At 71.5% G+C, this 13,181-nt stretch carries 10 protein-coding genes; 8 read left to right on the top strand and 2 right to left on the bottom strand.

Going from position 1 to position 13,181, the window contains the following annotated elements; translation table 11 throughout:
* Positions 1-74: 74 nt before the first annotated feature.
* Entirely contained in the window at positions 75-725 is a 651-nt protein-coding gene (locus ACFU3E_RS20925) for a PepSY domain-containing protein (RefSeq protein ID WP_384160098.1), read from the top strand.
* Positions 726-1,039: 314 nt separating this feature from the next.
* On the opposite strand, the gene meaB is transcribed toward ACFU3E_RS20925, so the two are convergent.
* Entirely contained in the window at positions 1,040-1,996 is a 957-nt protein-coding gene (gene meaB, locus ACFU3E_RS20920) for a methylmalonyl Co-A mutase-associated GTPase MeaB (RefSeq protein ID WP_384160096.1), read from the bottom strand.
* Between the two features lie 34 nt (positions 1,997-2,030).
* Positions 2,031-3,230, bottom strand: coding sequence for an acetyl-CoA C-acetyltransferase (locus ACFU3E_RS20915; RefSeq protein WP_384160093.1), 1,200 nt, complete (start codon positions 3,228-3,230; stop codon positions 2,031-2,033).
* 148 nt (positions 3,231-3,378) lie between these two features.
* On the opposite strand from ACFU3E_RS20915, the gene mce reads away from it, so the two are divergent.
* The 7 genes from mce (at position 3,379) to ACFU3E_RS20880 (ending at position 13,177) form a co-directional block, all read left to right on the top strand.
* Positions 3,379-3,819: a methylmalonyl-CoA epimerase gene (gene mce / locus ACFU3E_RS20910; protein ID WP_384160090.1), complete on the top strand. Its 441-nt coding sequence runs from the start codon at positions 3,379-3,381 to the stop codon at positions 3,817-3,819.
* A 233-nt stretch (positions 3,820-4,052) separates the two neighbouring features.
* Positions 4,053-8,000 carry a polarized growth protein Scy gene (gene scy / locus ACFU3E_RS20905; RefSeq protein ID WP_384160087.1) on the top strand — a complete coding sequence of 1,316 codons (3,948 nt, stop codon included), beginning with the start codon at positions 4,053-4,055 and terminating at the stop codon, positions 7,998-8,000.
* A gap of 183 nt (positions 8,001-8,183) precedes the next feature.
* The gene (locus ACFU3E_RS20900) at positions 8,184-9,119 is read left to right on the top strand and encodes a cellulose-binding protein (RefSeq protein WP_384160084.1); all 936 of its coding nucleotides are present in this window, start codon (positions 8,184-8,186) and stop codon (positions 9,117-9,119) included.
* Between the two features lie 86 nt (positions 9,120-9,205).
* On the top strand, positions 9,206-10,174 hold the full coding sequence (locus ACFU3E_RS20895; RefSeq protein ID WP_384160081.1) for an ABC transporter ATP-binding protein: 969 nt from the start codon (positions 9,206-9,208) through the stop codon (positions 10,172-10,174).
* Positions 10,175-10,176: 2 nt separating this feature from the next.
* Positions 10,177-10,947, top strand: a complete 771-nt coding sequence (locus tag ACFU3E_RS20890) for an ABC transporter permease (protein WP_384160078.1) — start codon at positions 10,177-10,179, stop codon at positions 10,945-10,947.
* A 113-nt stretch (positions 10,948-11,060) separates the two neighbouring features.
* Positions 11,061-12,311, top strand: coding sequence for an ATP-binding cassette domain-containing protein (locus ACFU3E_RS20885; RefSeq protein ID WP_384160075.1), 1,251 nt, complete (start codon positions 11,061-11,063; stop codon positions 12,309-12,311).
* Positions 12,308-13,177: an ABC transporter permease subunit gene (locus tag ACFU3E_RS20880; RefSeq protein WP_384160072.1), complete on the top strand. Its 870-nt coding sequence runs from the start codon at positions 12,308-12,310 to the stop codon at positions 13,175-13,177. Before ACFU3E_RS20885 ends, ACFU3E_RS20880 begins: the two co-directional genes overlap by 4 nt.
* Positions 13,178-13,181 lie beyond the last annotated feature (4 nt).

Here is a 13,181-nt window from a genome sequence, read left to right as displayed (position 1 = left end):
GCTTCAGGTTCCTCTCAGCCTCCGTCGGCCAGAGTCGAAGACGTCGAAAACGAAACGACTCGGGAGGAATCCGCATGAAGCGCAACATCGTGATCGCCGCTGTGACCGCCGCCGCTCTGATCGGAGGCGGTACGGCCACGGCCCTCGCGACCACGGGAGACGACGAGGGCTCGGCGCGGCAGGCGGCCACCACTCAGATGTCGGACGACGACGCCCGGGACGACCGGGACGACGACACCGCGCGGGGCGCCTCAGCGGACGTCACGGCGTCCGAGGCCATCGCCTCCGCGCTGAGGCACACGTCGGGCACGGCGGTCTCGGCCGAGCTGGACGACGAGGACGACAGCGACAAGGTGGTCTGGAAGGTCGACGTCCTGGCGGGCGACAACACCTGGCACAGCGTGAGTGTCGACCCGTCCAACGGCAAGGTCCTGGGTGCGCAGACCGACGACGAGGACGACACGGCACAGGTGCGTGCCGCGCTGAAGGGGTCCTCCGTGACGGCCGGGGAGGCCGCGAAGGCCGCCGCCGGCAAGGGTGTGGTGACGTCCGTCGACCTGGACGAGGACGGCAAGGCCAAGTCCTGGGAGGCCGAGACCCGCACGTCCGGCTCGGCCGAGCAGGACTGGAAGGTCGACCTCGAGTCGGGCAAGGTTACGGCGGACCACTCGGACGACCGGGACGACCGGGACGACCGGGACGACCGGGACGACGACCAGGACTGACCGGGTACTGCCCCTTTTCCACCGCCCCGGCGTCACATCCGACGCCGGGGCGTCACGCAGCCGGCGGGACCACGACGCGCCCGCACCCGCGTACGGCGAGAGGAGACGTGCCGGGGGGTGTCCGCCCGCAGCGGCTGGCGCGTCGACGAACAGTCAGTCGGCGTCCGGCCCCATCGCGCCGTTCCGGGGACGGACGCCCCCCGGCGCCGCCCCGACCACACCCACCGCGCAGGCGCCACGCGCACCCCCACACAGCCGCGCAGGCCGCCGCAGGCACCCGGCAGGCCCCCGGAGGCCGCCGCAGGCCCCCGCACTCAGCCCTCCGTCAGCCCCGCCACCAGCTCGTCAGCCGCCCGGTACGGATCCAGCTCACCCGCGGCGATCCGCTCCGCCAGCGCACCCAGCCGCCGGTCTCCGTGCAGGTCGGCGATCCGCTCCCGCAGCGCCGTCACCGCGATGGCCTCGACCTCCCGAGAGGCCCGGGACAGGCGCCGCTCCGCGAGCACCCCCCGCTCCTCCATCCAGGCCCGGTGCTTCTCCAGGGCCTCGACGACCTCGTCGACGCCCTCACCCCGCGCGGCGACCGTCTTCACGATCGGCGGACGCCAGTCGCCCGGCCCGCGGGACTCCCCCAGCCCCAGCATGTGGTTCAGTTCGCGAGCCGTCGCATCCGCCCCGTCCCGGTCCGCCTTGTTCACGACGTACACGTCGCCGATCTCCAGGATCCCGGCCTTGGCCGCCTGGATCCCGTCGCCCATCCCCGGCGCGAGCAGCACCACGGACGTGTCCGCCTGCGAGGCGATCTCCACCTCGGACTGCCCCACACCCACCGTCTCGACCAGGATCACGTCGCAGCCGGCGGCATCCAGGACCCGGATCGCCTGCGGGGCCGCCCATGCCAGCCCGCCCAGATGCCCGCGCGTCGCCATCGAGCGGATGTACACGCCCGGGTCGGACGCGTGCTCCGACATCCGCACCCGGTCCCCGAGCAGCGCACCGCCCGAGAACGGGGACGACGGGTCGACGGCGAGCACGCCGACCCGCTTCCCCTGCTTGCGGTACGCGGAGACCAGCGCCGAGGTCGACGTCGACTTGCCGACCCCGGGCGACCCGGTCAGCCCCACCACGTACGCCCCGCCCGTCAGGGGCGCGAGCGCCGCCATGACCTCCCGCAGCTGCGGGGACGCCCCCTCCACCAGGGAGATCAGCCGGGCCACGGCCCGCGGCCGCCCCTCCCTGGCCTGGGCCACCAGCGTGGAGACGTCCTGCATCACAGCTCCGTTCAGATAAGGGACGTACCGAAACTCAGGCCTTGGGCACGCGCACGATCAGCGCGTCACCCTGCCCACCGCCACCGCACAGCGCGGCCGCGCCCACGCCGCCGCCACGCCGCTTCAGCTCCAGCGCGAGATGCAGCACCAGACGCGCACCGGACATCCCGATCGGGTGACCCAGGGCAATGGCGCCACCGTTGACATTCACCTTTTCGGTGGACACCCCGAGGTCCTTCATGGACTGCACGGCCACGGCCGCGAACGCCTCGTTGATCTCGATGAGGTCGAGGTCGGAGACCTCCAGGCCCTCCTTCTTCAGCGCGTGCAGGATCGCGTTGGACGGCTGCGACTGGAGCGAGTTGTCCGGCCCGGCCACGTTCCCGTGCGCCCCGATCTCGGCGATCCACTCCAGGCCGAGCTCCTGCGCCTTGGCCTTGCTCATCACGACGACGGCGGCGGCACCGTCGGAGATCTGCGAGGCGGAACCGGCCGTGATCGTGCCGTCCTTGGCGAACGCCGGACGCAGCTTGCCCAGGGACTCCGCGGTGGTGTCGCCGCGGATCCCCTCGTCCTTGCTGAACAGCACCGCGTCGCCCTTGCGCTGCGGGATCTCGACGGGCGTGATCTCCGCCTCGAACAGGCCGTTCTTCTGGGCCGCGGCGGCCCGCTGGTGCGACAGAGCGGCGATCTCGTCCTGCTCGGGCCGCGCGATGCCGAGGCGGGTGTTGTGCTTCTCCGTGGACTCGCCCATGGCGACGCCCTCGAAGGAGTCGGTCAGACCGTCGTAGGCCATGGCGTCGAGCATCTCGACCGCGCCGTACTTGAAGCCCTCGCGGGACTTCGGCAGCAGGTGCGGGGCGTTGGTCATGGACTCCTGACCACCGGCGACGACCACGTCGAACTCACCCGCGCGGATGAGCTGGTCGGCGAGCGCGATGGCGTCGAGGCCGGACAGACACACCTTGTTGACGGTCAGCGCCGGCACGCTCATCGGGATGCCGGCCTTGACCGCGGCCTGGCGGGCCGGGATCTGCCCCGCACCGGCCTGGAGCACCTGCCCCATGATCACGTACTGCACCTGGTCGCCGCCGATCCCCGCACGGTCGAGGGCGGCCTTGATCGCGAAGCCGCCGAGGTCGGCTCCGGAGAAGGACTTCAGTGAACCGAGCAACCGCCCCATGGGCGTACGCGCCCCCGAGACGATCACCGAGCTGGTCGTGGCAGAAGACATGAGCTGCGATCCCCTTACCGGCTGCACAGCCGAGGAGTGAACGAGGGTTTACTTCGAATGTACTGACCGGTACTCCACCCCGTCACCGGGCTGTCGGTGTGATCGCGCGCACGTTGCGTAACCACCTCGGGAGCGCTGCACTGAATCCATGCTGACGCGAATCGACCACATCGGAATCGCCTGTTTCGATCTCGACAAGACCGTCGAGTTCTACCGTGCCACCTATGGCTTCGAGGTGTTCCACTCCGAGGTCAACGAGGAGCAGGGCGTGCGCGAGGCCATGCTCAAGATCAACGAAACGTCCGACGGCGGCGCCACCTACCTGCAGCTTCTGGAGCCGACCCGCGAGGACTCCACCGTCGCGAAGTGGCTCGCGAAGAACGGGGAGGGCGTCCACCACATCGCTTTCGGTACGGCAGACGTCGACGGGGACGCCCAGGAGATCAAGGGCAAGGGCGTACGCGTGCTGTACGAAGAGCCGCGACGCGGTTCCATGGGGTCACGGATCACCTTCCTGCACCCCAAGGACTGTCATGGCGTACTGACAGAACTGGTCACTTCGGCGCCTGTTGAGTCACCTGAGCACTGACTCTCGTACATAGGGGCCGGTAGGGTTGGGGGCGGTCGCCGCTCAGTCCAGGGTGACCGCGGTCCCGCCGTGCGACGGCAGGACCACCGGGGTCCGGGTTTCGGGGGACGAGCGTCGGGGCAGCAGCCTCTGCTCCGCCGATGATCTGACACCATTCCCCGGGGGCCCCGTCCGGCGGATGGACGGAGCTCGTTTGGGCAGAGTTGCGACCAGGGGACGGATGGGACCGCGCAGTGCGGGGCTACGAGAGCCAGGAGCGAGAGCCGGCGGCTGACGTCGACCACCTCTCTCGGTTCGAAGCCGAGATGAAGCGGCTGAAGACCGAGCGGGAAAAGGCGATCCAGCACGCCGAGGACCTCGGCTACCAGGTCGAGGTGCTGCGCGCCAAGCTGCACGAGGCGCGGCGCACCATCATGTCCCGGCCCTCCTTCGAGGGGGGCGACATCGGCTGGCAGGCCGAGCAGTTGCTGCGCAACGCGCAGGTGCAGGCCGACCAGATCCGCGCGGACGCCGACCGCGAGCTGAGCGAGGCCCGGGCCCAGACCCAGCGGATCCTCCAGGAGCACGCCGAGCAGGCGGCCCGGCTCCAGGCTGAGCTGCACCAGGAGGCGGTGACCCGCCGCCAGCAGCTGGACCAGGAGCTGTCCGAGCGCCGCCAGACGGTCGAGTCGCACGTCAACGAGAACGTGGCATGGGCCGAGCAGCTGCGCGCCCGCACCGAGCAGCAGGCCCGCCGGCTGCTGGAGGAGTCCCGGGCGGAGGCCGAGCAGGCCCTGGCCACCGCCCGCGCGGAGGCCGAGCGGCTGGCGACCGAGGCCCGGCAGCGGCTGACGGGCGCGGCCGAGGAGGCCCGGGCCGAGGCCGAGCAGATCCTGCGCCGCGCCCGCACGGACGCCGAGCGGCTGCTCAACGCCGCCTCCACACAGGCCCAGGAGGCCACCGACCACGCCGAGCAGCTGCGCACGTCCAGCGCCACGGAGTCGGAGTCCGCGCGCCGCGAGGCCCAGGAGCTGAGCAAGGCCGCCGAGCAGCGGATGAACGAGGCCGAGGAGGCGCTGCGCAAGGCGCAGACCGAGTCGGAGAAGCTGGTCGCGGAGGCCAAGGAGGCCGCCGCCAAGGCCCTGGCGAGCGCGGAGTCCGCGAACGAGACGCGGACGCGCACCGCCAAGGAGCAGGTCGCCCGGCTGGTCGAGGAGGCCACGAAGGAGGCCGAGAACACCAAGTCCGAGGCGGAGCAGCTGGTCGCCGACGCCCGCGCCGAGGCAGAGAAGATCGTCGCGGAGGCCTCCGAGAAGGCCCGTACGCTCACCGCCGAGGAGACCGCGACCCAGCTGTCCAAGGCGGCCCGGACCGCCGAGGAGGTCCTCACCAAGGCGTCGGAGGACGCCAAGAAGACCACGAAGGCCGCGGCCGAGGAGGCCGAGCGGATCCGCTCGGAGGCCGAGGCCGAGGCGGACCGGCTGCGGGCCGAGGCGCACGACATCGCCGAGCAGCTCAAGGGCGCGGCGAAGGACGACACCAAGGAGTACCGCGCCAAGACGGTCGAGCTGCAGGAGGAGGCCCGCCGGCTGCGCGGAGAGGCCGAGCAGCTGCGGGCGGACGCGGTCGACGAGGGCGAGAAGATCCGCGCCGAGGCCCGCAAGGAGGCCGTGGCGCAGATCGAGGAGGCGGCGAAGTCCGCCGAGGAGCTGCTCGCCAAGGCCAAGGCGGACGCGGACGAGCTGCGTACGAAGGCCACGACGGACAGCGAGAAGGTCCGCACCGAGGCCATCGAGCGGGCCACGACCCTGCGCCGGCAGGCCGAGGAGACGCTCCAGCGCACCCGGCAGGAGGCCGAGCGGCACCGTGAGGAGGTCGTCGAGCAGGCCGAGGCGCTCAGGGAGGACGCCGAGCGCGCGGCGCGGGAGCTGCACGAGGAGACCGAGCGGGCCATGGAGGCCCGGCGCGGCGAGGCCGCCGAGGAGCTGACGCGGCTCCAGACGGAGGCGGAGGAGCGGCTGACGGCCGCCGAGCAGGCGCTGTCGGACGCCCGTGAGGAGGCCGCGCGGATCCGCCGCGAGGCCGCCGAGGAGAACGAGCGGCTGCGCGCCGAGGCCGCCGAGCGGATCCGTACGCTCCAGCAGCAGGCGGAGGCGGAGGCCGAGCGGCTGCGCGACGAGGCAGTGTCGGACGCGTCCGCGGCGCGTGCCGAGGGCGAGGCCGTCGCCGTACGGCTGCGCTCGGAGGCGGCGAACGAGGCCGAGCGGCTGAAGTCGGAGGCCCAGGAGAGCGCCGACCGGATGCGCGCGGAGGCGCAGTCCGCGGCCGAGCGGCTCGCCGCGGAGGCGTCCGAGACGCTGGCCGCCGCCCAGGAGGAGGCCAACCGGCGCCGCCGCGAGGCCGAGGAGCTCCTCGGCAGCGCCCGGCAGGAGGCCGACCAGGAGCGCGAGCGGGCCCGCGAGCAGAGCGAGGAGCTGCTGGCCTCGGCGCGCAAGCGCGTGGAGGATGCGCAGACCGAGGCCGTACGGCTGGTCGAGGAGGCCGACCGCCGTGCCACGGAGATGGTGTCGGCGGCCGAGCAGCACGCCCAACAGGTCCGGGACTCCGTCGCGGGGCTGCACGAGCAGGCGCAGGAGGAGATCACCGGTCTGCGCTCGGCCGCCGAGCACGCGGCGGACCGTACGCGCCGGGAGGCCCAGGAGGAGGCGGACCGGGTCCGCTCCGACGCCTACGCGGAGCGCGAGCGGGCGAGCGAGGACGCGGGCCGGCTGCGGCGCGAGGCGCACGAGGAGTCCGAGGCCGCCAAGGCGCTCGCCGAGCGGACGATGTCCGAGGCGATCTCGGAGGCGGAGCGGATCCGCACGGACGTCGCCGAGCACGCCCAGCGGGCGCGTACGGAGGCGGCGGACGCGATCGCCGAGGCCGAGCAGAGCGCCTCGCGCACCCGGGCGGACGCCCGCGAGGACGCCAACCGCATCCGTTCGGACGCGGCGACGCAGGCGGACACCCTCATCACCGAGGCCCGCAACGAGGCGGAGCGGCTCACGACGGAGACGGTCCAGGAGACCGACCGGCTGCGCATGGACACGGTCGCCGAGGCCGAGCGGGTCCGTACGGAAGCGGTCTCCGAGGCCGAGCGGGTCCGCTCCGAGGCGGCCACGGAGGCCGAGCGGGTGCGGGCGGAGTCGGTCGCCAAGGCCGAGCAGCTGGTCGGAGACGCCACCGGCGAGGCCGAGCGGCTGCGGGCCGAGGCCGCCGAGACGGTCGGTTCGGCGCAGCAGCAGGCGGAGCGGATCCGCAGCGAGGCCGAGCGCGTGAAGACCGATGCGGAGGCGGAGGCGGAGCGGCTCGTCAGCACCGCGCGCGAGGAGGCCGACCGCACGCTGGACGAGGCCCGCAAGGACGCCAACAAGCGGCGCTCCGAGGCGGCCGAGCAGGTCGACAAGCTCATCACGGAGACCACGGCGGAGGCGGACAAGCTGCTGACCGAGGCGCAGCAGCAGGCGCACAAGACCACCGCGGAGGCCGAGTCGCAGGCCGACACGATGGTGGGCGCGGCCCGCACGGAGGCCGACCGGCTGGTGTCCGAGGCGACGGTCGAGGGCAACTCTCTGGTGGAGAAGGCCCGTACGGACGCGGACGAGCTGCTGGTCGGCGCACGCCGGGACGCCACGCAGATAAGGGAGCGCGCCGAGGAGCTGCGCGACCGCATCACCTCCGAGATCGAGGAGCTGCACGAGCGGGCCCGCCGCGAGTCGGCCGAGACGATGAAGTCGGCGGGTGACCGCTGCGACGCGCTCGTCAAGGCCGCCGAGGAGCAGCTGGCGAAGGCGCAGGCGAAGGCCAAGGAGATCGTCTCGGAGGCCAACTCCGAGGCGGGCAAGGTCCGTATCGCCGCGGTGAAGAAGGCGGAGGGCCTGCTCAAGGAGGCCGAGCAGAAGAAGTCCACGCTGGTCCGGGAGGCCGAGGAGCTCAAGGCCGAGGCGATCCGCGAGGCCAAGCGCACGGTCGAGGAGGGCAAGCGCGAGCTGGAGGTGCTGGTCCGCCGCCGCGAGGACATCAACGCCGAGATCTCCCGTGTCCAGGACGTCCTGGAGGCGTTGGAGTCCTTCGAGGCCCCCTCCACGGGCAAGGACAACGGAGTCAAGGCGGGCGCGACGGTCGGCGCGCCCCGTTCGGGTGGCAAGTCCTCGGATAGCTAGCCAAACGGGGCGAATCCGTTGTGTGCTGGGGCCTTTGACCAAGTCTTTGGCAAGCGGTCCGGGGGTTAGCCACTCAAAAGGGGTCTCATTTTGCAGACCAAACGCGCATCCGCTCGATGACACACCGTTTCGGCCCCTAGGATTCCACCTATCACCTCACCGGTCTCATTCGACAGGAACCCCATGAGCGACACTTCCCCCTACGGCTTCGAGCTTGTGCGGCGTGGGTACGACCGCGCTCAGGTGGACGAACGTATCTCCAAGCTCGTCTCCGACCGTGACAGCGCTCTCGCCCGCATCACCGCTCTGGAAAAGCGCATCGAGGAGCTCCACCTCGAGACGCAGAACGCCCAGGCCCAGATCACCGACGCCGAGCCGTCGTACGCGGGTCTCGGCGCGCGCGTGGAGAAGATCCTCCGCCTCGCCGAGGAAGAGGCGAAGGACCTGCGCGAGGAGGCCCGGCGCGCGGCCGAGCAGCACCGTGAGCTCGCCGAGTCGGCGGCCCAGCAGGTGCGCAACGACGCCGAGTCGTACTCGGCGGAGCGCAAGGCGAAGGCCGAGGACGAGGGCCTGCGGATCGTCGAGAAGGCCAAGAGCGACGCCGCCCAGCTGCGTTCCGAGGCGCAGAAGGACGCGCAGTCCAAGCGCGAGGAGGCGGACGCCCTCTTCGAGGAGACCCGCGCCAAGGCCGCGCAGGCCGCCGCCGACTTCGAGACGAACCTCGCCAAGCGCCGCGAGCAGTCCGAGCGCGACCTGGCCTCCCGTCAGGCCAAGGCCGAGAAGCGCCTCGCCGAGATCGAGCACCGCGCCGAGCAGCTGCGTCTGGAGGCGGAGAAGCTGCGCACGGACGCCGAGCGCCGCGCCCGCCAGACGGTGGAGACGGCCCAGCGCCAGGCCGAGGACATCGTGGCCGACGCCAACGCCAAGGCCGACCGCATCCGTTCGGAATCCGAGCGCGAGCTGGCCGCCCTCACCAACCGCCGCGACAGCATCAACGCCCAGCTGACGAACGTCCGCGAGATGCTCGCGACGCTCACGGGCGCCGCGGTGGCCGCCGCCGGCACGCCGGCCGAGGACGAGTCGATCTCCCGTGGGGTCCCGGCGCAGCAGTCCCGGTAACAGCCCGGCATACGGAGTCTGAATCTCCTGCAAAGCCCTCTGCCGCTCGGGTGGCAGAGGGCTTTGTCACGTTCTAGCGTGGCGGCATGATTGAGCTGGAGGGGCTGACCAAGCGGTACGGCGAGAAGGTGGCGGTCAACAATCTGTCCTTCACCGTCAGACCGGGCATCGTCACCGGCTTCCTCGGGCCGAACGGCGCGGGCAAGTCCACGACCATGCGGATGATCCTCGGTCTCGACCATCCGACCGCCGGCGACGTCCGGATCGACGGCAAGCACTACCAGCAGCTCAAGGACCCGCTGACGTACATCGGCGCCCTGCTGGAGGCCAAGGCCTGGCACGGCGGGCGCACCGCCTACAACCACCTGCTGTGCCTCGCGCAGAGCAACGGCATTCCGCGCGGCCGCGTGCGGGACGTGCTGGAGACGGTCGGGCTGACGGCGGTGGCGAAGAAGAAGACCAAGGGCTTCTCGATGGGTATGGGGCAGCGGCTCGGCATCGCCGCCGCGCTGCTCGGCGATCCGCGGATCCTGATGTTCGACGAGCCGGTCAACGGCCTCGACCCCGAGGGCATCCACTGGATCCGCACCCTGATGAAGTCGCTCGCCGCGCAGGGCAGGACCGTGTTCGTCTCCTCCCACCTGATGAGCGAGATGGCCCTGACGGCCGAGCACCTCGTCGTCATCGGGCAGGGGCGGCTGCTCGCGGACACCTCCATGGCGGACTTCATCGACCGCAACTCCCGCTCGTACGTCCGGGTCCGCAGCCCGCAGCGGGAGCGGCTGCTCGACGTGCTGCACCAGGCCGGGATCGTGGCCGTGGAGAGCGGTGACGGGGTGCTGGAGGTGGACGGCGGCAAGGCCGAGCACATCGGTGAGCTGGCGGCTCAGCACCGGATCACGCTGCACGAGCTGAGCCCGCAACAGGCCTCGCTGGAGGAGGCGTTCATGCAGCTGACCGCGGAGTCGGTGGAGTACCACGCACACAACGGGACGAGCGCGCCGAGCCCCGAGCCACCGCGGCAGCAGTGGGGCGACGGCTGGAAGAGGGGCTGAGCATGGCGGTGACACAGGTCGTCCGGTCGGAGTGGACCAAGATCCGGTCCGTTGCGTCCACCGTGTGGACACTCTCGCTGGTGGTGGTCGTGACGATCGCCCTCGGCATGCTGATCTCGGCACTGTCGAAGAACGAGTTCGACTCGATGAACGCGCAGGCCCGTGCGGAGTTCGACCCGACGTTCATCAGCTTCGCGGGGATGAGTCTCGGTCAGCTCGCGATGATCGTGTTCGGTGTGCTGGTCGTGTCGAACGAGTACAGCACCGGCATGATCCGCACCTCGCTGGCCGCCGTGCCGCAGCGCGGCTCCTTCCTGTTCAGCAAGATCGCGGTCGCCGGTGGGCTCGCCCTGCTGGTCGGCCTCGTCACCAGCTTCGCGGCCTTCTTCCTGGGGCAGGCGATGCTGGGCCCGCACCGGGCGGAGATCGGCGACCCGGGGGTGCTGCGGGCCGTGCTCGGCGGCGGCCTCTACATGGCGCTGATCGCGATGTTCTCCATGGGCGTCGCCGCGATGCTGCGCTCACCGATGCTGTCCCTGGGCATCCTGATGCCGTTCTTCTTCCTGATCTCCAACATCCTGGGCAACGTCGACGCGACGAAGAAGGTCGGCCGGTTTCTGCCCGACCAGGCCGGCAGCAAGATCATGCAGGTCGTCACGCCGATCGACGACGACACTCCGTACGGGCCGTGGGGCGGCCTCGGGATCATGGGGCTGTGGGTCCTCGCGGCGCTCGTCGGCGGCTATGTACTGCTGAAGAAGCGCGATGCCTAGCGTGGCCTGACCTTTTACCTCCTCTTGGGTGGAACCGTCAGCGCCTCGATATCCTCCTAACCCTTACGGGGGCGTGTGCCCCGCTGTCCTGAACCTTGCGATGGGTGCGGAGCATGATCGAAGCAGTCGGCCTGACGAAGCGCTACGGCGACAAGACCGCTGTGTACAACCTTTCCTTCCAGGTGCGGCCCGGAGCCGTCACCGGCTTCCTCGGGCCGAACGGCTCGGGCAAGTCGACGACGATGCGGATGATCCTCGGCCTCGACAACCCGACGGCCGGGCAGGTGACGATCGGCGGCTATCCGTACCGGAGGCTGCCCAACGCCGCCCGCCAGGTCGGTGCCCTGCTGGATGCCAAGGCGGTGCACGGCGGCCGGTCCGCCCGCAACCACCTGCTGTCCCTGGCCCAGCTCTCGGGCATCCCGGCCCGGCGGGTGGACGAGGTGCTCGGGGTCGTCGGTCTGCAGGACGTGGCCAGGAGGCGGTCCAAGGGCTTCTCCCTCGGTATGGGGCAACGGCTCGGCATCGCCGCGGCGCTGCTCGGCGACCCGCAGGTGCTGCTGTTCGACGAGCCGGTCAACGGCCTCGACCCCGAGGGCATCCTCTGGGTGCGCAACCTGATGAAGGCACTGGCGGCGGAGGGCCGTACCGTCTTCGTCTCCTCCCACCTGATGAGCGAGATGGCGCTGACCGCCGACCACCTCATCGTCATCGGGCGCGGTCAGCTGCTCGCCGACATGAGCGTGACCGCGTTCATCTCGGCGAACTCCGCGGACTTCGCGCGCGTGCGGACGCCGGACAGCGAGCCGCAGCAGCGCGAGAAGCTGTCGGCCGCGCTCACCGAGTCGGGCGGGCACGTGCTGCCCGAGCAGGACGGCGCGCTGCGCGTGACCGGGCTGCCGCTCCCCCGCATCAGCGACATCGCGCACGACCACGACGTACGGCTGTGGGAGCTGTCGCCGCACCAAGCCTCCCTGGAGGAGGCGTACATGCGGATGACGCAGGGCGCCGTCGACTACCGCTCGACGATCGACCAGAAGGAAGGGCTCCAGCAGCCGTTGCCGCCCGGCGCGCAGCCGCCGATGCCGGTGCCCGGGCAGGGCCAGGCGGGCTGGTACGCCCCGCCGCCGCCCCAGCAGGGCGGCCAGCCGTTCTCCATGCCACCGCAGGGCGCACCGGGCCCGACGCCGGCGGGACCGTACGGCGCGCCAGGGGCCGCCCCAGACGCCCCTGGCGCCCCAGGGGCGGGAACGTCCAACCCTTACGCCCAGCCCGCGCAGCCGGACGCCCAGCCGGACGCGGCGCCGCCGGCGCCCGCCGCCGCCCCGACCTCCGACCTGACCAAGCCCGAGGACACCCGATGAGCAGCCCCCAGTCCCAGATGCCGCAGGCCGCGCCCGCCCGGCAGGCGGCGCCCGGTGCCCCGTACCCCGGCTACACCTCGCCGATCCCGGTCGTGCGTACGCACCTCGGACACGCCATCGCCTCCGAGTGGACGAAGATCAGGTCGGTCCGCTCCACGATGTGGACGCTCGGCGTCTTCGTGCTGCTCGTCATCGGCATCGGCACGCTGACCGGCGTGGTGGTGGCGGACTCCGACCCCGCCCTGGACGGCGAGAACCCGCTCGGCCTGGGCTTCTTCGGCCTGCTGCTCGGCAGTATGTGCATCATCACGCTGGGCGTGCTGACCACGGCCTCGGAGTACGGCACCGGCATGATCCGCACCACGATGGTCGCGTGCCCGAGCCGGGGCCGGGTGCTGGCGGCGAAGGCCGTGGTCTTCTTCCTGGTCGCCTTCGCGGTGACACTCGCCTCCGCGTCCCTCGTCGCCTTCCTGCACGTGGCCATGCTGGAGGGCAACGGTGCCAAGTCCCCCTCCGGCGAGGAATGGCTGAGGGGGACGGTCGGCATCGCGGCCTACGTGGCCCTGCTGGGCCTGCTCTCGCTCGCCATCGGCTCGATCATCCGGCACTCGGCCGGCGCCATCACCATCATGATCGGCGCCGTGCTCGCCCCGCTGGTGATCGCGCTGTTCATGTTCTCGGAGTCGCTGCAGGGCGTCCGCGACGCCCTGTTCGAGTACTCGATCCCGAACCAGCTGAGCGTCTTCTACGCCAACTCCCTCAGCCAGTCGGGCCCGTCCGGCTGGGACCCTCTGTGGATCCTCCTCGGCGCCACGGCCGTGGCGTTCGCCGCCGCCTTCGCGCTGCTGGAGAAGCGGGACGTCTGAGCCC

Source organism: Streptomyces sp. NPDC057424 (genome assembly GCF_042803315.1).
Lineage (GTDB): Bacteria > Actinomycetota > Actinomycetes > Streptomycetales > Streptomycetaceae > Streptomyces.
The sequence above is the reverse complement of the archived record's forward strand: the minus strand, read 5'-3'. Positions and strand labels throughout refer to the sequence as shown.

Coding starts and splice junctions, on each gene's coding strand:
- ACFU3E_RS20925 (WP_384160098.1), top strand. CDS start 75: ATGAAGCGCAACATCGTGATCGCCGCTGTGACCGCCGCCGCTCTGATC.
- meaB (WP_384160096.1), bottom strand. CDS start 1,996: ATGCAGGACGTCTCCACGCTGGTGGCCCAGGCCAGGGAGGGGCGGCCG.
- ACFU3E_RS20915 (WP_384160093.1), bottom strand. CDS start 3,230: ATGTCTTCTGCCACGACCAGCTCGGTGATCGTCTCGGGGGCGCGTACG.
- mce (WP_384160090.1), top strand. CDS start 3,379: ATGCTGACGCGAATCGACCACATCGGAATCGCCTGTTTCGATCTCGAC.
- ACFU3E_RS20900 (WP_384160084.1), top strand. CDS start 8,184: ATGAGCGACACTTCCCCCTACGGCTTCGAGCTTGTGCGGCGTGGGTAC.
- ACFU3E_RS20895 (WP_384160081.1), top strand. CDS start 9,206: ATGATTGAGCTGGAGGGGCTGACCAAGCGGTACGGCGAGAAGGTGGCG.
- ACFU3E_RS20890 (WP_384160078.1), top strand. CDS start 10,177: ATGGCGGTGACACAGGTCGTCCGGTCGGAGTGGACCAAGATCCGGTCC.
- ACFU3E_RS20885 (WP_384160075.1), top strand. CDS start 11,061: ATGATCGAAGCAGTCGGCCTGACGAAGCGCTACGGCGACAAGACCGCT.
- ACFU3E_RS20880 (WP_384160072.1), top strand. CDS start 12,308: ATGAGCAGCCCCCAGTCCCAGATGCCGCAGGCCGCGCCCGCCCGGCAG.